The sequence below is a fragment of the Leclercia sp. W6 genome (genome assembly GCF_003336345.1).
Lineage (GTDB): Bacteria > Pseudomonadota > Gammaproteobacteria > Enterobacterales > Enterobacteriaceae > Enterobacter.
The window spans coordinates 1,197,255-1,222,750 of record NZ_CP031104.1; the positions used below are offsets into that span (position 1 = coordinate 1,197,255).

The following is a 25,496-nucleotide window of genomic DNA, read 5'->3' on the forward strand; positions in this document are numbered from 1 at the left end:
CGACTTAAACAGGACAATGCTATGCAAACTCAACTGCTGATTAATGGTGAACTGGTCAACGGCGAAGGGGAAAAGCAGCCGGTCTATAACCCTGCCACCGGTGAGGTGCTGCTGGAGATCGCCGAAGCCTCTCCCGCCCAGGTGGACGCAGCCGTGCAGGCCGCGGACCGCGCGTTTGCCAGCTGGGGGCGGACCACGCCGAAAAGCCGCGCCGAATGCCTGCTGAAACTGGCGGACACCATCGAAGCGCAGGCTGACACCTTAGCCCGGCTGGAGTCGCAGAACTGCGGCAAACCGCTGCACTGCGTGAGGGGGGATGAAATTCCGGCGATTGCCGACGTGTTCCGCTTCTTTGCCGGGGCGGCGCGTACCCTGCACGGTTCGGCGGCAGGGGAATATCTGGAAGGGCACACCTCCATGATCCGCCGCGACCCGGTTGGCGTTGTCGCCTCGATTGCGCCATGGAACTATCCCCTGATGATGGCGGCGTGGAAGCTGGCCCCTGCGCTGGCGGCCGGTAACTGCGTGGTGCTCAAACCCTCTGAAATCACGCCGCTCACCGCCCTCAAGCTGGCAGAGCTGGCAAAAGATATCTTCCCGGCCGGGGTCATTAACGTGCTGTTTGGCCGGGGTAAAACCGTGGGCGACCCGCTGACCGGGCACGAAAAAGTACGCATGGTGTCGCTCACCGGCTCTATCGCCACCGGCGAACATATCATCGGCCATACCGCCTCGACGATTAAGCGCACCCATATGGAGCTGGGCGGTAAAGCGCCGGTGATTGTCTTTGATGATGCCGATCTCGACGCGGTGGTGGAGGGGGTACGCACCTTTGGCTTCTACAACGCCGGGCAGGACTGTACCGCAGCCTGTCGTATCTACGCCCAAAAAGGGATATACGCCGCGCTGGTGGAAAAACTGGGCGCCGCGGTCGCCAGCCTGAAGATCGGCGATCCGAATGACGAGAGCACCGAGCTGGGTCCGTTAAGCTCCCAGGCGCATCTCGACCGGGTGTGCAAAGCGGTGGATGAGGCGAAAGCCCTGGGACATGTACAGGTGATCACCGGCGGCAGCAAGCACGACGGTAAAGGTTACTGGTTCCAGCCCACCGTGCTGGCAGGGGCGAAGCAGGAGGATGCTATCGTCCAGCGGGAGGTGTTTGGTCCGGTGGTGAGCGTGACTTCATTCGACGATGAAGAGGAGGTGCTGAACTGGGCCAACGATTCGCAGTACGGGCTGGCCTCTTCCGTGTGGACCCAGGACGTGGGCCGCGCGCACCGCGTCAGCGCCCACCTCCAGTACGGCTGCACCTGGGTGAATACCCACTTTATGCTGGTGAGCGAAATGCCCCACGGCGGGATGAAAATGTCGGGCTACGGCAAGGATATGTCGGTGTATGGTCTGGAAGATTACACCGTGGTTCGTCATATCATGTTTAAGCACTGATCTGTGCCCAGCGCCGGCTGCGGCACGGCAACCGGCGCGCAATAATATCTTTTATTGAATACATTAACTTAGAAATATATTTTGCCGACCCCGACGGATTTAAAGACGCTACAGCTGGAAAATAGCGATATGGCATCCGAGGCGGGCGCCAGAAAAAGTATGGGATTACTGGATGCCGCGCTGGAGAAAGTGAGCAGCTATCGGGGGCAGTATGGCGCGATGATGAACCGGTTTGAATCCAGCAAAGCGGTGCTCTCACAGCAGGGCGTGGCGATGCAGGCCGCGCGCAGCCGCATCCAGGACGCCGACTATGCCGCAGAGGCCAGCCAGCTTGCCCGGGCGCAGATCCTGGAGCAGAGCCAGAATGCGGCCCTGAAAATGGCGAATCAGGTGCCGCAAACGGTGCTTGAACTGCTCAAAATGTAAGAAGGGAGCGGCGCGGTAATCTACCAGCCGCACACCTCGTGCTCGTTTTCCGTGTCGTAGGCGCGCACGGTGTTCACCAGCTCTTTCACCACGTCGGCAGCGACATCCGGGACGAGCAGCTCCATGGGGGCATCCGTCTCGTAATCCACCGACACCCCATTGCTGTTATTGGTGACGGTAACGGTATACGTTGCTTTGCCCATGACGCTACTCCTTGTGGGTATTCACGACTTTACCCAGACCTGCGCCATTCAGCGTCACCTCGGGATCGGCAAAAAAGTCGATATTGAACACGGTGTCCTCGGTCATAAGTTCGATGCGATGCCATTTTTGCGGCGGAGAAATACCGAAACTTCCGGCTTCAATCAACAGCTCCATATCAGGTTCGGTGGCGTCGCCGTCCGGAAATCCAAAATATTTTACGGCGCCCTGCATCACGGACAGACGGCCATAGACCCCTGCTTTGGTGTTGTGATGGGTGAAAAGCGCGGCAGGTGCAGTCTCTTTAGTCCAGAAGGGAGTGGCACGGGTATGCACAAAATTGGCAGGAATACGTAACATCGTTAGCTCCTCAGGCGTGAGAACGCCCGGCAAATTTTAGAACCTCGGGTTCAACAAAAAAATCAATATTAAAAAGGGTATCGTCACTCATCAGCTCGATGTGATGCCAGCGTTCAGGCGGGAAAACAGCAAAATGGCCGCTTTCAATAATCAACGTGGTGTCCGGGTCGGGTGACGTCTCATCGGCATAACCCAGATAACGCACGGCACCCTGCATCACGCTAAGACGCGGATAGACGCCGGGACGGGTGCCGGTATCCAGATGGCGCTTAAAAATGCCCGGCGGGGCAGTCTCTTTGTTCCAGAACGGTGTGGAACGGGTGTGAATAGAGTGTTGCGGAATACGCAGCATAACGTCCTCCCTGTGGATGAGGTCATTACAGCTCGGGTGATGGCTATTTTGTATCATAAATTGCATTTTAAATGCAACTTTAAAAGGGGTTCTTTTTCCAGGCTATACTTATCTACGTCGAAGGCCACAAAGGAGAGTCTGATGCTACAAGTTGATAAAGACAAATCCCGCAAAGTACCCGATTCGGGTAACAAAAAGCCTCAACCGGTTAAGAAGTAGAACCGGACTTCCAGGGCCGCAAAATGCGGTCCTGGTCAGCGTTTGTCCCGCCAGCTCCCGCCAAAAAGTTGTAGCAAGATATACCTAACTGTTATTACCACGCAAAACCTGTGGATAATGTGTAACAAAAATACTTGATCCATATCAACATATGTCGCATATTGCGCGCGGTTATTGAACAGCACATTGGGTATTTGAAATGACGTTGTATCAAAAGATGTTAATGTTTTACGCCGTCATGGCGGCCATCAGCGCGCTTATCACCTGGTTTCTCTCTAAAGATCGCAAACGTATCCGCTTCCTGAGCGCCTTTCTGGTGGGCTCCACCTGGCCGATGAGTTTTCCGGTTGCGCTGCTGATTTCGCTTTTCTGACAACGCACTCCCGTTTTACGTTACGGCGATAGCATTCCTCTGCGATGAACTGTATAAATACACAGTCATCTGAAAAGGAGTGCTTATGAACAGCTTTTATTCGCAACAGGCCCGTTGCCTGGTGCGTTGGCAGGAACTGCCCGGCAAGGGGGAACCGCTGGTCTTCATCCACGGTCTCGGCTGCGCCTCTTCCTACGAGTATCCCCGGATAGTTTGCGACCCTCAGTTCGGCTCCCGCCGGGCTATTCTTATCGATCTCCCCGGTAGTGGTTACAGTGATAAACCGGAAGCTTATACCTATCAGACCTCAGCGCAGGCGCAGGTGGTCATCGAACTGCTCAACCATTTAGCCCTAACCTCATTCTGGTTATATGGCCACAGCATGGGCGGCAGCATAGCAATAGAAACGGCTGAACTGGCCGGGGATCGGCTGTCAGGATTGATCGTGTCTGAACCCAATTTTCATGCTGGTGGGGGCATGTTCAGCCGGGGTATCGCTGCTCAGACGGAGGAGGAGTTTGTCAGTTCCGGTTATCAGGCCATGCTGTCGGCGGAAACCTCACCCTGGAAGGGTTGCCTGCAAAGCACTGCCCCCTGGGCCGTGTGGCGCGGAGCAACGAGCCTGGTTAATGGGGTACAGCCCAGCTGGAGCGAGCGCTATTTGCAGCTGAGTTGCCCGATATGGCTGATTTTTGGCGAGCTTTCGCTGCCGAATACCGATCTGGATGAGATGCGCCAGCAGGGTGTCTCAGTCAAAATGATCCCTGATGCTGGACATTCGATGTCGTGGGAGAACCCGTCGGCGCTGGCGAAGGCGTTGTTCGACTGTATGCATCAGGAATAGCGGTCCGTCTATGACGAGCCGCAGGCTTGCAGGACAGTGCCATTAAACGTCTGTTTCAGACTAACAAGATCTGCAACGCTCTGCGATCGTCATGGGTAATATCATGCGGCTGCTCTCCCAGACGGTTTAAGCGTGGCGCAGTGCTGTTAACCACAGTTTGTAGGCCGGGCAAACGCAGTGCCGCCCGGCGCAACACTGCCGGGTGGCGGCTTCGCCTTACCCGGCCTACAGAACTACTTAGCCAGCGATGATAAAATTCAAGGAGAATAAAAGGCTTACAGCGGCTCCCTGGTCCGGCTGAAAATCGCCGAAGCGTTTCCGGAAGGCCGGGGCGAGGCGCAGGGATGCGCCGAGAGGGCATAGCCTGCAGGGATGCAGGCTGGTGCCCGACCCGAAAGCCTGGAGGAATAAGCTGAGGGCACCGCGAAGCGGCGATTTTCTTGCCGGGAGCGGGGATTGTTAAGGGGGCGGCGATAGCCCCCTTGACACGTTCACGGGTGACGCGGTTTACAGAGAAGCAAGGAAAGTATGGTGAACGGAACCACCTCCACTGCCGCATGTTCCCCTAACCCTGACCCTCAGCCCACCGAGACAAGCCTGGAATGAGGGGGGTACAGACCGCCCCTGTACCCTGTGTTACCGGTTAAAGTTCTTGCACCGTATCAGGCGAGCAAGGCCTGCAACGCTCTGCGATCGTCATGGGTAATATCATGTGGATGCTGATACCCGATGTTATCAATCGCCTGGGTATAAAGCGCTACCAGCCAGTCATAAACATAGGCCGTGGCTGCATGCACCGGCTGCTCTCCCAGACGGGTCAAGCGTGGCGCAGTGCTGTTAACCACAGGCGTGACAAATACCGGCTGCCCTTTGCGGATGCGGCTGGCCGGGCGGGCGGAAGCCGGTGTCTGAGCGTAGCCTACCCATCCCACAAAATTGCCGAGTGCGGCATGCAGCTGTGCAGCGCTGCTTTTATCGGTATCAACAATCTTTTTCAGCTGCGCCAGCAGGTTCAGACGATAGCTGGCAATCACCAGCACATCGCCAATCTGCTGCAGGATCGCGGTATCCAGCCCCAGACGGCTGGCGACAGCTTCATCCCGGCTCCACTGGCGCAGATGGTTGATCCATACCAGATGGGCCAGACGGGCTTTGTCCGTCGGCTGCAACATCTCATCGTTATCCTGGGCGTTGTCGGCAAACAGGTCGATGGCATCGGTAAACAGGCCGTTGACCTGCTCTTCGCGCGGCTGTTGCACGGCGAGCAGCGTCTCAAAGGCGCGCAGCGGCGGGAGTAACCCCTCCAGCAGCTCGCCGTGACGGGCGGCGCTCCCCTGCAGGGCACGCACCATCGCTTCGGCGGTGCCGCGCTGGGCGTCAGGATCCTGAGTCAGCGGGGCCAGATACCCCCGCATCAGCTGATGCAGTTCCCGCTGGTGCTGCTGGCGTAACCCCTGCAAACGCGTCTCGCGCTGGGCGGGCAGCGTCGCCTGGGATAACCACTCAATCACCCGCTGCATACTGCTGCTGTCCAGCGCCTGCAACGTTCCCCAGTGCTGGCCGGGTTTGCCGAGCAGCTGTTGCACCGCTTCGTCGAGATTGGAACGGCGGGTAAAGCGCGCATCCTGGGGCGTAATCGCCCATACCAGCCCTGGCAGAGCGGCATCGTCGCCAGGCTGGGTCGCTTTCACCCAGTTAAGTAACATTTTCGCGGTGCGGGCGGTCTGGCCGTGATGGGCAGTGGCATTGCAGATCACCAGCACATCCGGCTGCAGCTGCTGGCGATAGTGCTCCAGCAGCCACTGCAGTTTCGCCTGGGCCAGCGGTGAATCGGGCTGCGCTGACGGGGCCGGAATATCAATAATATCCACTCCGGCCAGCGCGCTATTTTCTACCGGCAGGATCAGCTCCCGGGTGAGCAGGGCCAGCACATCCAGCGGGATGCTGATGGCGTTAAGCAGCTCGCCGTTGTGCAGCGGGTGCAGTACCGCCTGCTGGACCTCCGGCAGGGCGATATCACCCCGGGTGAGGAACCCTTCGGTCGGCAGGCCAAAATTATCCACCAGCAGGCTCAGCGGTGCCGCCAGCGCCTGGGCGTGGCTGGTCTGGTGCAGAATTTGCGCCAGCTTGAGCCACTGCTGGGTCAGCTCCTGCTGTTCGCCCCACAGTAAGGACCAGACGCTTGCGCGAGTACTGAGATCCAGCGACGGCAGCAGCAGGGCAAACTGGTGCCACAGGGCATCGTCCATCTGCTGGGCGGCGGCGGGCACCGTGTCGCGCCAGTAGCGGGCGATAGTGCCGACGTCGGCGGCGGTGATCCCTGGTACGCTCTGAGGCTGGCGCAGGGCGCGCCACTTCTCCAGACGCGCCTCGATAACGGATTTATCCACCGCCGGGAGCGTGGCGCGGGCCAGAAACACCTGCACCAGTTCAGCTTCGGTGAGCAGGCTCAGGCGCAGCGGAAACGCGTCATCGGCCACCTCCGTTGCGATGGGGATAAAGCGCAACGCCATGTTGGTCAGGGCGTGGCCGGGATTGATGTGCGAAAAGTAGTCAAAGGTTCGCTGGCCGACAATCACGTTCATTCGCTGATTGTCGCTGCCGCACAGGGTGGCGAGCAGATGGGCTTTCGCCGCCTGGGAGTGACCATATAACCCGATGGTGCTCCCGGCGCTCAGCGCCCGCTGAATGGCCTTTTGCCGCGCGTCGGCCACCGCCAGTCTCGCCAGCAGGGCATCGGCGTCATTGTCGAGGAGCGGGGCGTGCTGACGCGTTGCGTTGATCCACCCGATTAATGCCTGAGTCGTGGTCGTCGTGGCTCTCATTTCAGGTATACGCTCCCGCTGTCGATCCAGTAATGGCTACCGCTGTGTCGGCGATCGGCCAGAGTATTCAGTTTAAAGGTCAGGGCATCGGCCGGCACCGGCGTACCGTCCTGTAGCCAGGCATCGCTCAGCTCAAAGGCTTCCGGGCCATCCTGTTTATTGCCGCCGCACAGCTTCAGGCGCACGTTGAGCACCCCGTCCCCGGCGATAGATTTCGCCAGCTCCGCCGAGTTAATGCTCAGGGTATAGAGCGGGGTGGCAGGCCAACGGGCATTCGCCAGCTGACGGAAGCCCAGCGTCACGTTGCCGCGCAGCGGGAAGTGCAGGCGGGTATCCAGCTTCGCACCCGGCTTGTCCAGGTCGATATCCTGATACCAGACGTTCTCCTCGCGCAGGGTATTTACCGTGTTATCCAGCACCCCGAGGTAGCGCACCGTCGAATAAGCGCCGATATCCGCCGCCTTAAAGTTAAAGCGCGGCAGGCGCAGATCCAGCGCCAGGCTACAGAGCATCGCCCCGACCGCCGCGGTGGATTTCGGATTGCCGATGCGCCCCTGCTGGCTGAACGGATACCACTCATGCACCCGGTATTTGTCCAGCCACACCATCCGGCTGACCGGCACCGGCTGCAGATGGCGGATCAGCGCCTGAACGCCAGGCAGACAACCCGGACGCCCGGTGATCAGCAGAATATCGCAGGCGTAGTGGGAGATCGCCTCTGCCACCGCATGCAGCGGTGCCGCCAGGGTAAAGTGTCCGGCCAGCATCGCGTCCTGCATTTCGCGGAAGTTAACGTGCAGCGGGACAGCAAACAGGTCGAACGGTGCCGACCCGGCTGGCAGGGCGTGCTCGATGGCCTGTTGCAGGTAGTTCATCACGTTGCGCGTCGGCTTGCGGGTCAGCAGATCGCCAAAGGTGGCGTGCAGGCCGTCGAGAGGATCGTCAATATCGCTGGCTTCCCAGGCGGCGAGGATCGCATGACCAATCGGCATAAACAGCTGTAAAGCCGTCTGCTGGCGCAGCACTGCCTGGGTGTCGATGCGCCCGGAGTCGCCAAACAGCGAGGCCATCAGCAAAGACGCGTCGGCAATGCCCGATTTCTGCAACTGGGTTTGCAGGGCGGGCAGCACGTAGCGCTGGATCACATCCAGCAGGGTGTCATCGCCCGCCACCTTAAAGCCTTCGCGGAACAGCAGCTGCGGGGTGATTTTGACGTTGCTGCCTGAGCCATCGTCGAGCTGGTAATGGGTGATGGCCATATCGGTGGTGCCGCCGCCGATATCAATCGAGGCGACGCGCAGCGCCCGGCCCGGCTGACAGCCCGGCTCCGGCTCACGATCCGGGCGGGCAAGGGCGGCGAAAAAGGCTTCGGTCTGACCGTTGTAATGGGAGATGGCCTCGTTATAGAGCCACACTAACTGGCCGCAGCTGGCCTCATCCCACTCCATCTGGATCTCCGGCACCGGCACCACGCTCTTCTCCTGCTGTTTACGGCTGGAGAAGTCCTCATCCTGCGGGTGCCAGCCCATCGCTTTCCAGACGATGGCGATGGCTTCAAACATACGGCGGCGGAAGATCTCGCGCTCCTGCTTTGGCATTGCCGACGGCAGGGTGAGGATCAGGGTGCGCAGCTGACGCGGCGAAGCCGGGAAGCCAAGACGCAGACGGGTCGCCACGCTGTTGATCTGCCCCAGCGCCTGCGCCAGCAGCTCGCAGAGCATGTGGGTCATCAGGGTGCTGCGGCTGTACTGCGGGGAGAAGACCGGCAGACGTTCATCCTGCGGCAGGGTGAACAGCGGCTGGCCGTCATCGTTCATCAGGTTCATCAGCGGGAAGGCGGTCGCCAGCGGTTCGCGCTGGGTTTTGCTGTTCATCTGGCTGAAACGCCAGTCCTGTACCACCGGGGTTTCATCCCACAGATAGCGGCGCGGGCTGGAGATACCGCTGTTGCCTTCGGTGCCCAGCCGCTGGGTCGCCAGCTTGCGCGCTTCGTCACCGACGCGAACGATAGAAGGCCAGACGAAGGCGTCTTCGCGGCCGCTCTCCACCGAAAAGTGCTGCTTGCCGAAGCGGGCTTCGGAAAACTCCAGACGGCTGGTAAACAGCGGCTCGTTGAGGAACTGCGGCTCGCTTAACGAGCGCACCTGTAGCTCGGCGGTCTGGCGCAGGCCGTCGTTGGCATCGCCGTGGTCTTCAATGATCACCCCGCAGGTGTGGGTGTTCCCCACATCCAGAATCAGGTCCACCGGGATCGCCGGGGTGCTGAGGGTGTGGGTGACAAATTTAACTTCCGGCACCGTGAGCTGTTCCCCCAGCATCGCCAGAATGTTCAGCCAGTGCGCCTGGTACTCAAAGTTACGCATCGCCAGCTGGAGCTCGCGCTCGGCGCGGTTCTCCACGCCGGTGGCGTACTGGGTGAAGGCCTCTCGCAGCCAGCCGTCAATCCAGGTCTGGTCGAGGAAGTTCGCCACCTCGTCGTCGCGCCAGGCCAGCGCGAAACGGGTGCCGTTGAGAATGTCGTTTTCCACCGGCGACAGGGCGCTGGTGGCGTGGGCGGCGATCTGGCTGTCCAGCGCCAGGGTCACGCGGTGGCTGTTTCCGGCGTTGTCCGGCGTCTCCAGCTTACGCACCTGCACGCGGGCCCAGTTGTCCGGGCCCTCAACGAAGGTGCGCGGTGGGTTAAAGCGCAGGAACGGCACCGGCAGCCAGACACCGTCGAGCACCGCCAGCGACTGCTGAAGCGGAATGGTGCTTTCGGGTTTCACCACTTCCGGCTGTCCGCCGTTGGTGGCGGGCAGGGTATAGCGGCCATTCACCAGATCGAAATCGAGGCGCAGCAGGGGGCCGTTGGCGGTTTTACGCACAAACCGCCCGCTCTGGGCGGAGTCCTGCGGCGTCAGGCCAAAATCAAGAAACTGTACGCCGCTGTTCGCAATCAGCGTGACGCTCTGTTTGTAGTCGCAAAGGTTTACCAGCATAGGATCACGCACCTGCCTTCCTGAATGTCAATGGAACCACGGTCTTCGCGTCGTAGCGCGCGCTGCATTCCGCCACATCACTGGTGCCGGCCTTACAGGTAATTTCCGGCATCGGGTAGCGCGAGCCGTCAGCGCAACGGGCGTGGCCCCGGGATTTGATCAGCAGCTCACCGTTGCTGTGCAACCCGGAGAAGACCGCCACGCGGCAGACTACGTTGTCACCGTGCACCACGCGGGCAGAGCCTTTATTGTTCTGGATTTGATAGCGCAGTGAAGGCGGCTTGCCGGTGATCGGATCGGTGACATCCAGCATGACCCGCCAGCTACCGTTGAGGAAACGGGTTGAACCGGCTTTCACCTGGCCCGCGTCCATGACCAGCGCGTCTTTCGGGATGGCGGCAATCACCACCGGTTCCGCAGGGGCTGGCTCTTCGGCTTTAACGGCCACCACTTCAGCCTGATGCAGCGGCAGATTCAGTGGCAGAGGCTCAACTGCGGCAACGGGTTTGGGCTCAATCGCCACCGGGGCAGCAACAGCGGTTTTGACCGGCTCGGCGACAGGTGCCTGTTTTGGCCACAGCAGCGGGGCGGCAACGGCGGCCACCACCACGGCGGCAACCGGCAGCGGCCACAGCGGAACGCGACGTTTTTTCGCCTGCACCACCGGCGCGGCAGGCTCCGGTTTTGGCTCTGGCTCGCTGGCGCTTATCACCGGCGCGGGCTGCGCTTCGTAGAGGTCATTGGCGGTGATCTTCACCGTCGCCGGGGCAGCAACCAGCGGTTCATCGGCTTTTTCGAAGACGATGGCCGGGGCCGTTTCAGGCTCGGGTTCGGGCTCAGCCACTGGCGCGGGCATCGGGTCCGGCAGCAGGGAGGCGCGCAGGCAGTCGAGAATGTCATCCCGCGCGTTTTCATTGAGGTTCACAAAACCCCAGAAGGTGATCACCGGCTTGCCATCAACCAGGAAGAGGAAGTTTTCGCCGGGGAACTGAAACGCTTTGGAAAGCAGGGAACCAAACAGCTGCTGAGCGGTTTTTGGCGACTGAAGCGATTTTTTGCTCAGGGATTCGACACTCGACAGGGTGCCTTCCAGCAGGCGCAGCGCCCGAAAACGCGCATCTTCATCGGCGGCTTTCCAGCTTTTAACGGCGCCCTCAACCGGTGAGTACCAGTCCACCCGGTCGCCCTCATCATTGACCTGCGGAATGGCAAGGCAATCGACAATGGCTTGCTGTTTGCGCAGACGCAGCGCCTCACGGATTTGCAATGCTGATTCAAAAACGGCCTGTCCGCCGCCGCCAACGGCCTGAAAATCATCCAGATTGCCGCTGCGTAAAAGGGTTTTTGCCACGATTTGGTCCCATAGACTTTTTCACGCGTCTACTTTACGAAATCTGCCGGCAAACAAACGGCAGAAGAGACGGCAAAAGGGGCGATTTCTTGCAGCATTGCGGCGGTCGAAAGTGCTTGACGTTGAATGTACCTTAAGGCAAATCACCGTCTGGCGATTGGCGGGAAAATCAGCGGAAATAACTGCTTTAGAATAACCTGATAGTGTTTCGTTATTTGCCAGGGAAAGAGGGCTGTGCTGTTATTACCATTCTCTATAATAAAACCAAACAGGTAATAACCATGTCTACAGGGAAAACTCTCCTTGCGCTGGCGTTAAGCGCATTACTGCCAGCGGGTGCCGCTTGGGCGGCCAATAACGACACCATTATCTACTGCTCCGAGGCCTCGCCTGAGTCCTTTAACCCGCAGATCGCCAGCTCCGGCCCGAGCTTCGTTGCCAGCTCACAGGTGCTCTATAACCGCCTGATTAACTTCGATCCGGTCAAAAATACCCCGGTGCCTTCATTGGCAGAATCCTGGACCATCTCGCCGGATGGCAAAACCTATACTTTTACCCTGCGCAAAGGGGTGAAGTTCAATAGCAACAAATTCTTTAAACCGACCCGCGATTTTAACGCCGATGACGTTATTTTCTCGGTGATGCGTCAGAAAGACCCTAACCATCCATACCACAACGTCTCTCAGGGCAACTACGAATACTTTAACGACGTCGGCCTGGATAAGTTGATCCAGGAGGTGAAGAAGATCGACGATAACCACGTGCAGTTTGTGCTGAGCGAACCGAACGCCGCCTTCCTTGCCGACTGGGGAATGGACTTCGCCTCGATCCTGTCGGCGGAATATGCCGACGCGATGCTGAAAAAAGGCACCCCGGAAAACGTCGATACCTGGCCGATCGGCACCGGACCGTACGTGCTCCAGCAGTATAAGGTTGACTCCCTTATCCGCTATATCGCCAACCCGAACTACTGGGATGGCGCGGTGCCGACCAAACACCTGATCTTCTCCATAACCCCGAACGTTGAAACCCGCCTCGCCAAGCTGCAAACCAACGAGTGCCAGATTATTCCTGCGCCATCGCCGGTGCAGTTTGAGGTGATCAAGAAAAACAAGGATTTGACCCTGCACTCGGTGGATGCGCTGAACGTCGGCTACCTGGCGTTTAATACCGAGAAAAAACCGTTTGATAACGTGCTGGTGCGCCAGGCCCTGAACTACGCCACCGATAAAGAGGCTATTATCAACGCGGTATTTATGGGCTCCGGCACGGTGGCAAAATCGCCTATCCCGCCGAATATGATGGGCTTTAATAAAGATGTGCAGGACTACAGCTACGATCCGGAAAAAGCGAAAGCGCTGCTGAAACAGGCGGGGCTGGAGCAGGGCGCGGAAGTGACCCTCTGGTCGATGCCGGTACAACGCCCTTACAACCCAAACTCGCGCCGCATCGCGGAGATGATCCAGAGCGACTGGGCGAAGGTGGGGGTTAAAGCGAAAATTGTCTCCTATGAGTGGGGCGAATACCTCTCCGGCATGCGTAAAGGCGAGCACGACAGCGCCCTGTTTGGCTGGATGTCGGATAACGGCGACCCGGATAACTTTGCCGACGTGCTGCTGGGCTGCGACAGCATCAAAACCGGCTCCAATGCTGCACGCTGGTGCGACAAGGGATATGATGACCTGGTTCAGAAGGCGAAGCTCACCAGCGATCCCGCGGCGCGTGCGAAGCTCTACAGCCAGGCGCAGGAGATCTTCTATCAGCAGGCACCGTGGATTGCGATGGCCAACGGCAAAACCTTCTTTGCTACCCGCAGCAACATTAGCGGATACAGCGTGAGCCTGATGGGAAGTGATTTCTCGAAGGCGAAAGTAAACTGACAGAGCGCCGGGTGACGGCTTCGCCTTACCCGGCCTGCGTATGGCACCCGTAGGCCCGGCAGCGTAGCGCCGCCGGGCAAGCTGAGAAGGAGTGACAATGTCACATTTAGAGGATGTTACCGCCCGCGTTGACGCAACGATTGCCGAAAGCGTGATTGCACATATGAATGAACTGCTGATCGAACTTAGCGAGGATAGCGAGTTAACCCGTGAAGATCGCTATACCCAGCAGCAGCGCCTGCGTAACGCCATCGCCCACCACGGTAAACAGTACAAAGAGGACCAGGAGGCCCGCCATGAGAGCCTGACCAAAGGCGGGGTGATCCTCTGATTCAGAACTGGCGTCTGGCGACCAGCCAGGCGCCAACCACCAGCAGCACCGCGCCGCATACCGGGCCGATCAGGGCCTTCAGCGGCACCCCCTGGCTGCGCACCACATCCATCACCAGCCCCCCGATTAACTGGCTGGCGACCAGCACCGCAATGGTCGTCGCGGCCCCGACATATTGATAACCGCTGATGCTGGCGAAGACAAAAAATGAGCCCAGCAGGCCGGGAATTAAGGTCCACCAGCGCACCGTGTGAACCAGCTCGCTGAACCCGGCGACGCCGTTTTTAATCAGCAAAATCGAGACAAACAAAACGATCCCCACCAGCGAATTGAGCAGCATGGCGATAAGAATGGTGCTTGAGGTCTGGGTGATGCGCACCATCAGGGTGTTTTGCACCACCAGCCCAATGCCCGCCGCCACCAGAAATACCAGCGTCAGGGTCTGGTTCATCCGATGTTATCCGGTTCGCTGCGCTCGTCGAGCTGAAGCTGCATAAAGGTCAGATCCAGCCAGCGGCCAAACTTGGTCCCCACCTGTGGCATCTGGCCAGTGGTGACAAAACCTAACATTTCATGCAGATGTACAGAGGCATGATTCTGCGCTTCGATCCCGGCCACCATTACGTGCTTGCCGATGCGTCGGGCCTCAACAATAAGTTGCTCCATCAGCGCCCGCCCGATGCCTTTGCCCTGATGATCCGGATGCACATATACCGAATGCTCAACCGTATGACGGAACCCGTCAAAGGCGCGCCAGTCGCCGAAAGAGGCATATCCCGTGACCACGCCATCATGCTCGCTGACCAGCACCGGATAGCCCATCAGCTGGCGCGCCTCGAACCAGGCGATGCGGTTATCGGTGTCCACGGTGGTATCGTTCCAGATGGCGGCGGTATGCAGTACAGCGTGGTTATAGATCTCGCCGATAGCGGCGCAATCCTCTTTAGTGGCGTGACGAATAAGCATCTGAAACCTCGGGGTGTGTTGTTCACTATAGTAGTACGCGATGTCACGATATTACACAAACAGTCGCTGAAAACGCTACGGCATAACACATATCTTTTCGTTATGAAAAAAGCCAGTGGTAATCCATTACTTTCTCTATAGTATGGCGTGATGAATATTCTGTCAGACAATATGAATCAACGGATCAGCGCGCGCATTCGGCTTGAACGCGAGTCGCGTGGATGGTCCCTGAGCGAGCTTGCCGAGCGGGCGGGCGTGTCACGAGCGATGATCCATAAAATCGAACGCGGCGACAGCAGCCCGACCGCCACCTTGCTGGCCCGTCTCTCTGGCGCGTTTGGCATCAGCATGTCGACCCTTATTGCCCGCGCCGAGATGCAGGAGGGCAAGCTGCTGCGCTTTGAAAGCCAGCCTGTCTGGCGCGACCCACAAACCCACTATCTGCGTCGACACGTCTCGCCGCGTACCGATCTGCCTATCGACCTGGTGCAGGTTGAATTGCCCGGCAACAGCGATGTACCGATGCCCGCCTCCTCTTATGCCCTTGCGCGCCAGCTTATCTGGCTTCAGTCGGGGGAGCTGGTGTTTCAGGAGGGGGATACCCGCCATGAAATGCGGGCCGGAGATTGTCTGGAGTTAGGCCCGCCGAACGACTGCCGGTTTATTAACGAAAGCGGCGAGCCGTGCGTCTACCTTGTCGTCAGGCTTAACCAGTCCGGCTCATAATGTTAAAGCGGGCAGGGGAAGATGAGGCTAGGCTCTAAGGACGTTTCTATAAAAAGGAGTGAGGTATGAGTCAATCTTCAACGCAAAATCGTCAATGGGTTCTGGCTTCTCGTCCCCATGGTGCCCCCACCGCTGATAACTTTCGTTTAGAAACCACCGACATCCCTCAGCCCGCCGACGGCCAGCTTCTGCTGCGCACGATGTGGCTCTCTCTTGACCCTTATATGCGTGGCCGCATGAGCGATGCGCCATCTTATTCGCCGCCGGTAGAGATCGGTGCCGTAATGGTGGGCGGCACCGTCAGCCGCGTTGAGGCCTCGAACCATCCTGACTATCAGCCTGGTGAATGGGTGCTCGGCTACAGCGGCTGGCAGGAGTATGAACTCTCCGACGGCAACGGGCTGGTGAAACTGGGTGAGAACCCGGAACACCCTTCATGGTCGTTAGGTATTCTGGGCATGCCAGGTTTTACCGCCTACATGGGACTGCTGGATATCGGCCAACCGAAAGCGGGTGAGACCCTGGTGGTGGCCGCGTCGACCGGCCCGGTAGGTTCCACCGTTGGGCAGATTGGCAAGCTGAAAGGCTGCCGGGTGGTAGGCGTTGCCGGTGGGGCGGAGAAGTGCCGTCACGCCACCGAGGTGCTGGGCTTCGACCAGTGTCTGGATCATCATGCGGATGACTTTGCCGAACAGCTTAAACAGGCGTGTCCGCAGGGGATTGATATCTACTACGAAAATGTCGGCGGTAAAGTGTTTGACGCGGTGCTGCCGTTGCTAAATACCGCCGCGCGCGTGCCGGTGTGCGGGCTGGTGAGCGGCTACAACGCCACCGACCTGCCGCCAGGGCCGGATCGTCTCGGGTTGCTGATGGGCACCATCCTGAAAAAACGCATCCGCATGCAGGGGTTCATCATCAACCAGGATTACGGCCACCGTATCGAAGAGTTTCAGCAGCAGATGGGGCAGTGGGTCAAAGAGGGCAACATCCACTATCGCGAACAGGTGACGGATGGCCTGGAAAATGCGCCCGATGCGCTGATTGGCCTGCTGGAGGGGAAAAACTTCGGCAAAGTCGTGATACGTGTCGCGAACAATAACGAATAGTACCAGGTATGGCGGATTATTCCGCCATACTAAACTGTGCAAAATTCAAAATAACGTCTTTAATTATACAGGCATAGAATAAACGAAACGCGGTATACAAAACGGGGTCTTTTATTTTTTCAATCACACAAAGTTATGATTGATGGTTTTCTTTTGACGTAAATCAGGCATGCGATACAGGATATATCAAATACTCAGCGGTCCTAATTTAACCGTCTGTGAAATTAAGTTAAGTGTGGGTAACAGGAACAGAACATGCTGGATTTGGACAATTTAGAAAAAGCTCAACGAATGAGCCTGACGATGCAGGTTGAGGTGAGTCTGAAAAGCGCGCTGATTGCCGGCGCGTTAAAGCCAGGCGCACGGCTCGTCACCAAAGATATTGCGGATAAACTCGGTACCAGTATTACTCCTGTTCGTGAAGCGCTGCTGCGGTTGGTCTCCGCGGGCGCGCTGCACGCGACCCCGGCACAGGCTTTTCTGGTGCCGGAAGTCACTTTAGAGCGTTATAGCGAAGTCAATGCTATTCGTAAGTCGCTGGAATGCATGGCTGTCGCGGCGGCATGCAATCAGATGACCGACGAAAAGCTAGAGACGCTGCGCGACCTTTCAGAAAAATTTCACGATGCGATGAGCAATGGCGAGGTGGAGCGCGCGCTTCACTCCAACCGGGCTTTTCGTTTTACGCTCTATCACTATGCCGACATGCCCACGCTGATATCGCTTATCGAACAGCTATGGGTGCGCATCGGGCCCTGTTTTAACTGTCTCTACGATCCAGACATTGTATTGCCGAGCCGCTCCTATCGTTACGATGAGCTGCTTGATGCCCTTGCGAAGGGCGATCAGGAAGCCAGCCGGGCGGCGATTGATAAAGCGATCGACGAAGCGAATGAGATATTAATCAGGCAGTTTGCAAACTAACAGGGCCAGAAATAAACGAAGCGGTAATTTCGCTAAATATGAGCTGTTTCTTTTTTCCGGCAGACAAGCTGCTGCCGGAAAGTTTATTTATTAGCCTACTGATAAGACCAGCTTAACTATGAAATAACCCTGACCTCTGCCGATAACCTTAAAAGGCACATTCGCCTTTTAAGGAGCCAGGAATGAGTGTCAGTCAACGATTACGTAATATAAAAATGAGCAGAAAGCTCGCGGCGGGTTTTGGTCTGGTACTGTTGCTGGTTGCAGTATCGACCTTGCTCAGCGTGATGCGCTTTAAAGAAATTCGCGACGTTTACCAGCAAACCAACCTGATCTACAACATCAATATCGAGGTCTTCCAGGCCAAGATCAACCGCCTCAAATTCCTCTATAACGGTGACGAAAAGTCCGGCCAGCTGATGGCAAATTACGTCAAACATGCCGTTGAACTGACCGAAGAGGCCCGTGAGCTGGAGTGGACGGCAAAAGAGAGGGCCATTGTTGAGGCGATTGCCGGGCACCTTGCCCGTTTTGGCAGCAGCGTGACGGAAATGCAGAGCGCGATGACGGCCTGGAACGCGAACAAAAACGACCCGGCGGCCACCGCGGCGCTGAAAGCTGCGGAAGACAAAGTCAAAACCGCTGGCGACGACAGCAGTGCCTCAATCCGCGAGATCATTGCCCTGGTCAAAACGCATAATGATTCGCTGGCCTACAGCTCCAGTACCATCACCGCCATTATTGGCGTGGCGGCGATCCTCTTCGGCATCCTGGTCTCCTGGTGGGTGACCCGCAAGATCACCCGTCCGGTAAAACAGAACCTGCAATTGGCCGAGCGTATCGCCAGTGGCGATCTCAGCTCCGATATCCACCCGCAGGGGGAAGACGAACTGGGCAAACTGACCGGGGCGATGGGGCGGATGAACGATAAACTGCGCTTGATGATTGGTGAAGTCCGCAGCAGCGTGGCGCAGGTGTCGCTGGCCGCCAGCGAAATTGCCGAAGGGAACACCGATCTCTCCTCGCGTACCGAGCAGCAGGCTGCGGCGGTGGTGCAGACCGCCGCCAGCATGGAAGAGCTCACCGCCACGGTGAAGAACAACGCCGATAACGCCCGTCATGCCAGCCAGCTGGCGGCAGAGGCCTCGCAGACTGCGACCCAAGGCGGACGCGTGATGCGCGACGTGGTCAGCACCATGAGCGATATCAACACCAGCTCGCAAAAAATCGCCGATATCACCGCGGTTATCAACAGCATCGCCTTCCAGACCAATATTCTGGCCCTCAACGCAGCCGTGGAAGCGGCGCGGGCGGGGGAGCAGGGGCGGGGCTTTGCAGTGGTGGCCAGCGAAGTACGCAGCCTCTCCCAGCGCAGCTCTCAGGCGGCGAAGGATATCGAGCAGTTGATCAGCGAGTCGGTCTCCCGCATTTCTACCGGCAGCGAGCTGGTGGCGAAAGCCGGGCAGACCATGGAGCAGGTGGTAGATTCCGTCACCCGCGTAAATGACATCATGGGCGAGATCTCCTCGGCCTCGGAAGAGCAGAGCCGTGGTATCGAGCAGATCTCCCGGGCGGTGATGGAGCTGGATACCACCACCCAGCAGAACGCCTCGCTGGTAGGCGCCTCGTCGACGGCGGCAGGGGCGCTGGAAGATCAGGCCCGTCTGCTGGAGTCGCTGGTGGCGGCGTTCCGTCTGGAACAGCGCGCACAGATGGCGTAAACAAAACCGGCAGCCTGGGCTGCCGGTTTTTTTATCACTCGAAGCGATACGAGACGGAAAGGCCCACCCCGTAGTTACGCCCCGGTGCCGGTTCGTAGTAACGCCCGTTTGATTCGTTCACAATCACCGAGCCGACATACTCTTTATCGAACAGGTTATCCACGCGTCCAAAGAGGTCCATGCCCCAGTTGCCCATATTCAGCTTATAGCCGGTGTTCAGACCCACAACGGTATAAGAGGGCGCTTTGGCGCTGTTTTCGTCATCGGCCTCGATGTCGCTCATATAGCGCACATCCGATCCCGCATACCACCCCTCGACAGGCTGCCAGCCAAAGGAGGCATAGCCCATGTTGCGGGCAATGCCCGGCATCCGGTTGCCGTTACAGTCGCTATCGCCACAGACGTTGGTGCGGTAGGTGGCATCCAGATAGGTCCACGCCATTTTCAGCTTCCAGTTCTCAGCAAACTGCTGATCCAGAGAGAGCTCCACCCCCTGACGGCGGGTTTTACCGGCGTTTTTATAGCTGGTGCGGCCGCCCGCGCTGGCATCAACGACGATCTCATCGTCGGTATCGGTACGGAACAGCGCCGCGGTGAACAGACCATTGCCGATGCGCGTTTTGCTTCCCACCTCGTAGGTGTTGTTGGTGGATGGCTTGAGGCCAAAGTTCAGGCCGCTCTGGTTATCGGAACGGTAGGAGAGCTCGTTGATGGTCGGGGTCTCAAAACCACGGCCTGCGGCGGCATAGAGGTTCCAGGCGTCGGTCACGCGATACTTCAGCGCCCCGGCAGGGAGCCATTTGTGGTAGCTGGCCTCACCGCTGTCGTCGCCGTTAGCGCCCTGCACGTAGTGGTCGTTAGAGTCGAACCAGACGGAGCTGTAGCGCACGCCCGCGTCGAGGGAGAGCTTTTGCGTCAGCTGCCAGTTGGTTTGCAGGTAGGGATCAACGTTCCACATCAGGTTGCGCTCATCGCGGCGCTTCGCCCCTTTCTGGCCATAATCCGGCACCCCGTTGTTCATCACGAAGTTTTCATATCCGCGACGATCTTCGCTCAGGTTTTCGTAATTCAGGCCGGTGGTAAAGGTCATCGGCACCAGTAGCTCACCACGGTGAGTCCAGCGGGTGTCGATCCCCTGATAGTGGCGCTGCATGTCGATCACACCGCCTGCATGAGTAGGGCGCAACTGTGGCTGGTAGGGAATCGACTGGTACTGCGTCATCTCGCGTTCACCGGCGTAGGCCATCACGCTGAGGTCGTCCTGGGCGCTGAGCTGGCGCTCATAGCGCAGGCCAGCCTGGGTCTGCTTGATGGTTTTGCGGGTGTTGTACTGATCGCCGCGCGGCGACTGGCGCGGGTTATCCCGCCACTCCTGATAGTCCAGCCCGCCGGGATCGTTGGCTTTCATATCCACGCTGTTGAAAATCAGGCTCAGCTTGCTGGCGTCGTCGATGCGCACGCCCAGTTTGGCGTTGGCGAGATTTTTACGCGCGCCGCTGTGATCGCGATAGCCGTGAGTGGTGAAGCGGGTGGTAGAGACGGTGTAATCCACATCCCCCGGCTGGGTGCCGTCGCCCATCGCGCCGGTGGCCTTCAGACCGTAGCGCCAGCTGCCGTAGCTGCCGTAATAGCTGCTGGCCTCGACGGTGTTCGGCTCACGCCCGGTTTCGGTGGTCATGTTAAGCACACCGCCGGAGGCGTTGCCATAGAGGGCGGAAAACGGCCCGCGCAGTACTTCCACGCTCTCAATGCTGTTGAGATCGATATTCGAGGTTTGCCCCTGACCATCCGGCATCGTCGCCGGGATACCGTCCACATAGAGGCGAATGCCACGCACCCCAAAGGTGGAGCGGGCGCCAAAACCACGGGTTGAGAGCTGGAGATCCTGGGCGTAGTTCTGTCGGTTCTGGATCTGTAATCCCGGCACGCTGCCGAGGGATTCAGAGAGGTTAATGCGCGGGGTCGCATGACGTATATCCTCGCCGTTAACCACGCTGACCGCGGCGGGGGTATCCAACTCAGAGAGCGATTGTGGGGACGCGCTGACGATCATGGTCTGTTCGTCGGCCGCCATCGCTGCGACAGGGGCTAATACAACAGGAACCAACAGCAGGGGGAGCGTTGCCCTGCGGGCAGAAAAGATTTTCATGAATTAAAAAACCGCTTAAAAGAAAGACGAACCAAATGGAACATGTGCGGGTATGGTAAATCTTTTGTAAATATTTTGAAAACCAAAACCGCACATAGCGTTAACCCAAGTGTAGGTTAAATCAGCGAATAAGCTTGATGCGATCAAGAATTACTCCACATTGAGATAAATAATGATTACTATTCTCATCCATAATCAGGCGAAGCGATGACTTTGCCAGCCGGAAGCGATGTCAGCGGTACCATTTACTCGAAAGGGAGTTGTTATGAATTTACGTCACCTGTGCTCGCCGCGTCTGCGTAGCTCACTGCTGTTGGGGTCTTTGCTGGTAGCCGGTTCTTTTAATGTTCATGCCGCAGAAGAGATGCTGCGTAAAGCGGTGGGCAAAGGCGCATATGAAATGGCCGTCAGCCAGCAGGAAAATGCGCTGTGGGTTGCCACCACCCAGAGCCGCAAAATGGATAAAGGTGGGGTGGTCTACCGCCTCGATCCGCTGACGCTGGAAGTGACGCAGGCCATTCATAGCGACCTGAAGCCGTTTGGCGCCACCATCAATAACGCCACCCAGACCCTGTGGTTTGGTAACACCACCAACAGCGCGGTGACGGCCATTGACGCGAAAACCGGTGACGTGAAGGGCCGTCTGGTGCTGGACGATCGTAAGCGCAGCGAGACTGTGAAACCGCTGCAACCGCGTGAGCTGGTGGCGGATGACACCACGAACACCGTCTATATCACCGGTATCGGCAAAGAGAGCGTGATTTGGGTGGTGGACGGCGAAACGCTGAAGCTGAAAGAGACCATCACCGGCACCGGCAAATTCAGCACCGGCCTGGCGCTGGATGCCCAGGCGAAGCGTCTCTACACCACCAACGGCGACGGCGAACTGGTGACCATCGACACCGCGACCCACAAAATCATCGCGCGTAAGAAGCTGCAGGACGACGGGAAAGAGCACTTCTACCTGAACCTGAGCCTGGATGTTAAGGGCCAGCGTGCGTTCATCACCGACTCTAAGCAGCCGGAAGTGCTGGTTGTCTCCCTGAAAGATGGCAGCATCATCAGCAAGGTGGCAGCCCCGGAATCTCTGGCGGTGCTGTTTAACCCGGCCCGGGACGAAGCCTACGTCACCCACCGTGAGGCGGGCAAGGTGAGCGTGATTGACGCCAAAACCTACAAAGTGACCAAAACGCACGACACGCCGACCTTCCCGAACAGCCTGGCGCTCTCCGCCGACGGCAAAACCCTGTACGTGACGGTGAAGCAGAAGTCGACCCGCCAGCAGGAAGCCACCCAGCCTGATGACGTGATCCGTATCGCGCTGTAAGTTCAGTGCCGGATGGCGGCTGCGCCTTACCCGGCCTACGAATGTATGCGGGTTTTGTAGGCCCGTGCAAGCGCAGCGCCGCCGGGCAAAAAGGCGGGTGCGGCTTCGCCTTTATTGCGCGCGCTGGCACAGGCCGCTTGCCAGGTGCGTAAACACCTTAATAATGTCCGGCAGCGCCTTCTGCGGGTCCTGGCTGGCGGCGATCCACAGTGCGGCATTCATGGCCGCGCTGTTTAACATATAGGCCGCAGCGCCCGCATCTACAGGCTTGATCACGCCGCGTTCGAGCATCTTCAGGATGCTCTGGCGCGTCGATTCAAGGCAGCTTAACTGACCGGGCCACTGGGCGGGATCGCCGAGAAAAGCGGGGCCATCAAGCAGCACGATGCGTCGCACCTCCGGGTCAAGCGCCATTTTGATATAGGCGATCCCTTCCGCCAGCAGTCTTTCCCAGTCATCTTCCACCCCGGCGGCCTCAGCCTTCGCGCGCTGTGCCATATCTCGATCTATCTGGTCGACAACGGCGGCGAGCAGCCCCTTTTTATCACCAAAATTATGGTACAGCGCCCCGCGGGTAAGGCCGACGCTGGCGGTTAATTCATCCATGGATGCGGCGGCAAAGCCGTTTTCCGCAAAGGCTTTCCGTGCAGCCATCAGCAGTTTTGCACGGTTCTCTTCCATCGTTTCGCTGCGACGTCTGGCAACCATAATCTCTCCATCTTCATTTGACATACGCGGCGTATGTGTGATTAATTTGACATACGCCGCGTATATTAATCATCTTTACGCGCTGCGCTTTGCCTTTTCCAACGTTGATACAGTACAGGATACCTTATGATCCAGCGCGAACCGGTTTTCCCCGCTAACCGTCATGCTCTTTATGAAGAACACGGTTATTCTGCCGCCATCCGTTCCGGCGATTTGCTGTTTGTTTCGGGTCAGGTAGGAAGCCGCGCCGATGGCACCCCGGAGCCCGATTTTGCCGCTCAGGTGCAGCTTGCGTTTGATAATCTGAAAGCCACCCTTGCCGCAGCGGGGTGTACCTTTGACGATCTGATTGATGTGACAACCTTCCACACCGATCCTGAGAATCAGTTCCCGACGATCATGCAGGTCAAACAGGCGATTTTCCCGCAGGCCCCTTATCCGAACTGGACCGCCGTCGGCGTCACCTGGCTTGCCGGATTTGATTTTGAAATTAAGGTCATCGCGCGTATTCCTGCTCCGGTTGCGTAGGCCCCGGGCAAAAAAAAGGGAAGGCATCTGCCTTCCCTTTTTAATTGAAGCGATTAACGCGACGTCTCTTCCACCAGCGGACCGTCGAGCTTCTCTTCATCCGGGTGCTTTGGCGCGGTACTGTGGACCGCATGCACGCGCTTGCGCACACCAAACCAGCCTGCCACCAGCAGGACCGCCAGCAGCGGGATGGTGGCGATGGTATAGGTGCCGTTCGGATAGTCGAACGCCATCAGCACCAGCACGCTGAACAGGAAGAGCAGCGTCAGCCAGGAGGTGACCGGCGCGCCCGGCATTCTGAAGCTTACCGGAGCGGCGGTGCCTTCTTTGATCGCCTTGCGCAGACGCATCTGGCACACCACGATAAAGGCCCAGGAGGCGATAATGCCCAGCGCCGCAACGTTTAAGACAATCTCAAAGACCTGGGACGGCACCAGATAGTTCAGGAACACGCCAAAGACATAGACCACCAGCGTCGCCAGAATGCCCGCATACGGCACCTGCTGCTTGCTCATTTTCGACATAAACCGCGGTGCGGAGCCGCCCATCGACATGGAGCGCAGAATACGGCCCGTGGAGTAGAGACCGGAGTTCAGGCTGGAGAGCGCCGCGGTCAGCACCACGATGTTCATGATGCTGCCCACGTACGGCACGCCGAGCTTCGAGAAGAAGGTCACGAACGGGCTCTGGCCCGCCTGATAGGCGTTCCACGGCAGGAGCAGAACCAGCAGCACCACGGAGCCGACATAGAAGAGGCCGATACGCCAGATCACGCTGTTAATCGCTTTGGGTACGGTTTTCTCCGGCTCTTTACATTCGCCCGCCGCGGTGCCCACCAGTTCAATGGAGGCAAAGGCGAACACCACGCCCTGGACCAGCACCAGGGCAGGCAGCAGGCCGTGCGGGAAGAAGCCGCCGTTATCGGTGATCAGGTGGAAGCCGGTCATGTTACCATGCAGCGTTTTGCCGCTGCCGAGGAACACGGTGCCCACCACCAGGAAGATGACGATCGCCAGCACTTTTACCAGCGCAAACCAGAACTCCATCTCAGCGAACCACTTCACGCCGATCATGTTCATGGTGCCGACAATCGCCAGCGCGCCAAGGGCAAACACCCACTGCGGCACATCGCCAAACGCGCCCCAGTAGTGCATATAGAGGGCCACGGCGGTGATATCCACGATCCCGGTCATCGCCCAGTTAACAAAGTACATCCAGCCCGCCACGTAAGCGGCTTTCTCACCGAGAAACTCACGGGCATAAGAGACGAAGCTGCCGCTGGAGGGGCGGTGTAACACCAGCTCGCCAAGGGCACGCAGAATAAAGAAGGAGAAGATCCCGCACACCAGATAGACCAGTGCCAGAGCCGGGCCAGCCATCTGCAGACGTGCGCCTGCACCTAAAAACAGCCCGGTACCGATAGCGCCGCCGATGGCAATCATCTGCACCTGACGGTTGCCCATCGCCTTGTGATAGCCCTCTTCGTGGGCGTTCAACCAGCGACGTTTCGCAGCGTGATGATCGGCTGCGCTTTTATTGCTTGTTTTCATTGAGTTACCTGTTTGCCTGTCTGAATCAAGAACATCGTGTCCATAACCGGCGGTCGACAATACAAACGATTGCTCTCGCGCGGAAATATTCTGCCTTTCCAGTCATTCTGCGTATGGATAAGGCAAAACATGGCGAAGCATCCTACCTGCAATTAATAAACGACGCAAAAAATAACGGCGTGAAAGTGATGCATGCTGAAGTAAA

The 25,496-nt window shown here is 58.2% G+C and carries 23 protein-coding genes; 12 read left to right on the forward strand and 11 right to left on the reverse strand.

Annotation, left to right across the window (positions count from 1 at the left end; genetic code table 11):
* Window positions 1-21: 21 nt before the first annotated feature.
* Both patD and DVA43_RS05850 read left to right on the forward strand, forming a co-directional pair.
* The gene (patD, locus tag DVA43_RS05845; protein WP_114314876.1) at window positions 22-1,446 is read left to right on the forward strand and encodes an aminobutyraldehyde dehydrogenase; all 1,425 of its coding nucleotides are present in this window, start codon (window positions 22-24) and stop codon (window positions 1,444-1,446) included.
* A 129-nt stretch (window positions 1,447-1,575) separates the two neighbouring features.
* The gene (locus DVA43_RS05850) at window positions 1,576-1,872 is read left to right on the forward strand and encodes a flagellin (protein ID WP_114314877.1); all 297 of its coding nucleotides are present in this window, start codon (window positions 1,576-1,578) and stop codon (window positions 1,870-1,872) included.
* A 20-nt stretch (window positions 1,873-1,892) separates the two neighbouring features.
* Here the strand turns inward: DVA43_RS05850 and DVA43_RS05855 are convergent, their stop codons facing one another.
* The 3 genes from DVA43_RS05855 to DVA43_RS05865 are packed head-to-tail and all read right to left on the reverse strand — an operon-like array spanning window position 1,893 to window position 2,785.
* On the reverse strand, window positions 1,893-2,075 hold the full coding sequence (locus DVA43_RS05855; protein WP_103179704.1) for a DUF1869 domain-containing protein: 183 nt from the start codon (window positions 2,073-2,075) through the stop codon (window positions 1,893-1,895).
* 4 nt (window positions 2,076-2,079) lie between these two features.
* Entirely contained in the window at window positions 2,080-2,433 is a 354-nt protein-coding gene (locus tag DVA43_RS05860; protein ID WP_103822051.1) for a DUF1971 domain-containing protein, read from the reverse strand.
* Between the two features lie 10 nt (window positions 2,434-2,443).
* Window positions 2,444-2,785 (reverse strand): DUF1971 domain-containing protein, encoded by a 342-nt coding sequence (locus DVA43_RS05865; RefSeq protein WP_114314878.1) that lies wholly within the window; start codon window positions 2,783-2,785, stop codon window positions 2,444-2,446.
* A gap of 418 nt (window positions 2,786-3,203) precedes the next feature.
* On the opposite strand from DVA43_RS05865, the gene DVA43_RS05870 reads away from it, so the two are divergent.
* A complete protein-coding gene (locus DVA43_RS05870) occupies window positions 3,204-3,377 on the forward strand; it encodes a GhoT/OrtT family toxin (RefSeq protein WP_032610845.1) in 174 nt (57 codons plus the stop codon).
* Between the two features lie 85 nt (window positions 3,378-3,462).
* Complete coding sequence (locus DVA43_RS05875) at window positions 3,463-4,221, forward strand: alpha/beta fold hydrolase (RefSeq protein WP_114314879.1); 759 nt, start codon at window positions 3,463-3,465, stop codon at window positions 4,219-4,221.
* Window positions 4,222-4,883: 662 nt separating this feature from the next.
* On the opposite strand, the gene DVA43_RS05880 is transcribed toward DVA43_RS05875, so the two are convergent.
* Genes DVA43_RS05880 through DVA43_RS05890 form a run of 3 tightly spaced genes read right to left on the reverse strand, consistent with a single transcriptional unit; the run spans window position 4,884 to window position 11,375 of the window.
* Complete coding sequence (locus DVA43_RS05880) at window positions 4,884-7,046, reverse strand: virulence factor SrfC family protein (RefSeq protein WP_114314880.1); 2,163 nt, start codon at window positions 7,044-7,046, stop codon at window positions 4,884-4,886.
* Entirely contained in the window at window positions 7,043-10,024 is a 2,982-nt protein-coding gene (locus tag DVA43_RS05885) for a virulence factor SrfB (protein ID WP_114317087.1), read from the reverse strand. Before DVA43_RS05885 ends, DVA43_RS05880 begins: the two co-directional genes overlap by 4 nt.
* A 4-nt stretch (window positions 10,025-10,028) precedes the next feature.
* Window positions 10,029-11,375, reverse strand: a complete 1,347-nt coding sequence (locus DVA43_RS05890) for an SrfA family protein (protein ID WP_114314881.1) — start codon at window positions 11,373-11,375, stop codon at window positions 10,029-10,031.
* Between the two features lie 281 nt (window positions 11,376-11,656).
* On the opposite strand from DVA43_RS05890, the gene DVA43_RS05895 reads away from it, so the two are divergent.
* Window positions 11,657-13,255, forward strand: a complete 1,599-nt coding sequence (locus tag DVA43_RS05895; protein ID WP_114314882.1) for an ABC transporter substrate-binding protein — start codon at window positions 11,657-11,659, stop codon at window positions 13,253-13,255.
* A 97-nt stretch (window positions 13,256-13,352) separates the two neighbouring features.
* On the forward strand, window positions 13,353-13,586 hold the full coding sequence (locus DVA43_RS05900) for a YdcY family protein (RefSeq protein WP_114314883.1): 234 nt from the start codon (window positions 13,353-13,355) through the stop codon (window positions 13,584-13,586).
* Window position 13,587: 1 nt separating this feature from the next.
* On the opposite strand, the gene DVA43_RS05905 is transcribed toward DVA43_RS05900, so the two are convergent.
* Both DVA43_RS05905 and DVA43_RS05910 read right to left on the reverse strand, forming a co-directional pair.
* Complete coding sequence (locus DVA43_RS05905; protein ID WP_103822045.1) at window positions 13,588-14,037, reverse strand: DMT family transporter; 450 nt, start codon at window positions 14,035-14,037, stop codon at window positions 13,588-13,590.
* On the reverse strand, window positions 14,034-14,552 hold the full coding sequence (locus tag DVA43_RS05910) for a GNAT family N-acetyltransferase (RefSeq protein ID WP_114314884.1): 519 nt from the start codon (window positions 14,550-14,552) through the stop codon (window positions 14,034-14,036). The genes DVA43_RS05905 and DVA43_RS05910 overlap by 4 nt, the downstream gene beginning before the upstream one ends.
* A gap of 150 nt (window positions 14,553-14,702) precedes the next feature.
* Here DVA43_RS05910 and DVA43_RS05915 point away from each other — a divergent pair, with 150 nt between their 5' ends.
* From DVA43_RS05915 to DVA43_RS05930, 4 genes are all read left to right on the forward strand, one after another.
* A complete protein-coding gene (locus DVA43_RS05915; protein ID WP_103822044.1) occupies window positions 14,703-15,278 on the forward strand; it encodes a helix-turn-helix domain-containing protein in 576 nt (191 codons plus the stop codon).
* A 65-nt stretch (window positions 15,279-15,343) separates the two neighbouring features.
* On the forward strand, window positions 15,344-16,384 hold the full coding sequence (locus tag DVA43_RS05920; RefSeq protein ID WP_114314885.1) for an NADP-dependent oxidoreductase: 1,041 nt from the start codon (window positions 15,344-15,346) through the stop codon (window positions 16,382-16,384).
* Window positions 16,385-16,639: 255 nt separating this feature from the next.
* The gene (locus DVA43_RS05925; protein ID WP_103822042.1) at window positions 16,640-17,308 is read left to right on the forward strand and encodes a GntR family transcriptional regulator; all 669 of its coding nucleotides are present in this window, start codon (window positions 16,640-16,642) and stop codon (window positions 17,306-17,308) included.
* Between the two features lie 182 nt (window positions 17,309-17,490).
* Window positions 17,491-19,029: a methyl-accepting chemotaxis protein gene (locus tag DVA43_RS05930; RefSeq protein WP_114314886.1), complete on the forward strand. Its 1,539-nt coding sequence runs from the start codon at window positions 17,491-17,493 to the stop codon at window positions 19,027-19,029.
* A gap of 34 nt (window positions 19,030-19,063) precedes the next feature.
* Here DVA43_RS05930 and pqqU read toward each other — a convergent pair whose 3' ends face one another.
* A complete protein-coding gene (gene pqqU, locus DVA43_RS05935) occupies window positions 19,064-21,178 on the reverse strand; it encodes a TonB-dependent receptor PqqU (RefSeq protein ID WP_114314887.1) in 2,115 nt (704 codons plus the stop codon).
* Window positions 21,179-21,443: 265 nt separating this feature from the next.
* On the opposite strand from pqqU, the gene DVA43_RS05940 reads away from it, so the two are divergent.
* Complete coding sequence (locus DVA43_RS05940) at window positions 21,444-22,505, forward strand: YncE family protein (RefSeq protein ID WP_114314888.1); 1,062 nt, start codon at window positions 21,444-21,446, stop codon at window positions 22,503-22,505.
* A gap of 111 nt (window positions 22,506-22,616) precedes the next feature.
* Here the strand turns inward: DVA43_RS05940 and DVA43_RS05945 are convergent, their stop codons facing one another.
* Window positions 22,617-23,213, reverse strand: a complete 597-nt coding sequence (locus tag DVA43_RS05945; protein WP_114314889.1) for a TetR/AcrR family transcriptional regulator — start codon at window positions 23,211-23,213, stop codon at window positions 22,617-22,619.
* A gap of 126 nt (window positions 23,214-23,339) precedes the next feature.
* Between DVA43_RS05945 and DVA43_RS05950 the strand changes: the two genes are divergently transcribed.
* Entirely contained in the window at window positions 23,340-23,741 is a 402-nt protein-coding gene (locus DVA43_RS05950) for a RidA family protein (RefSeq protein WP_114314890.1), read from the forward strand.
* Window positions 23,742-23,794: 53 nt separating this feature from the next.
* On the opposite strand, the gene ansP is transcribed toward DVA43_RS05950, so the two are convergent.
* Window positions 23,795-25,291 (reverse strand): L-asparagine permease, encoded by a 1,497-nt coding sequence (ansP, locus tag DVA43_RS05955; RefSeq protein ID WP_114314891.1) that lies wholly within the window; start codon window positions 25,289-25,291, stop codon window positions 23,795-23,797.
* Window positions 25,292-25,496: the final 205 nt, after the last annotated feature.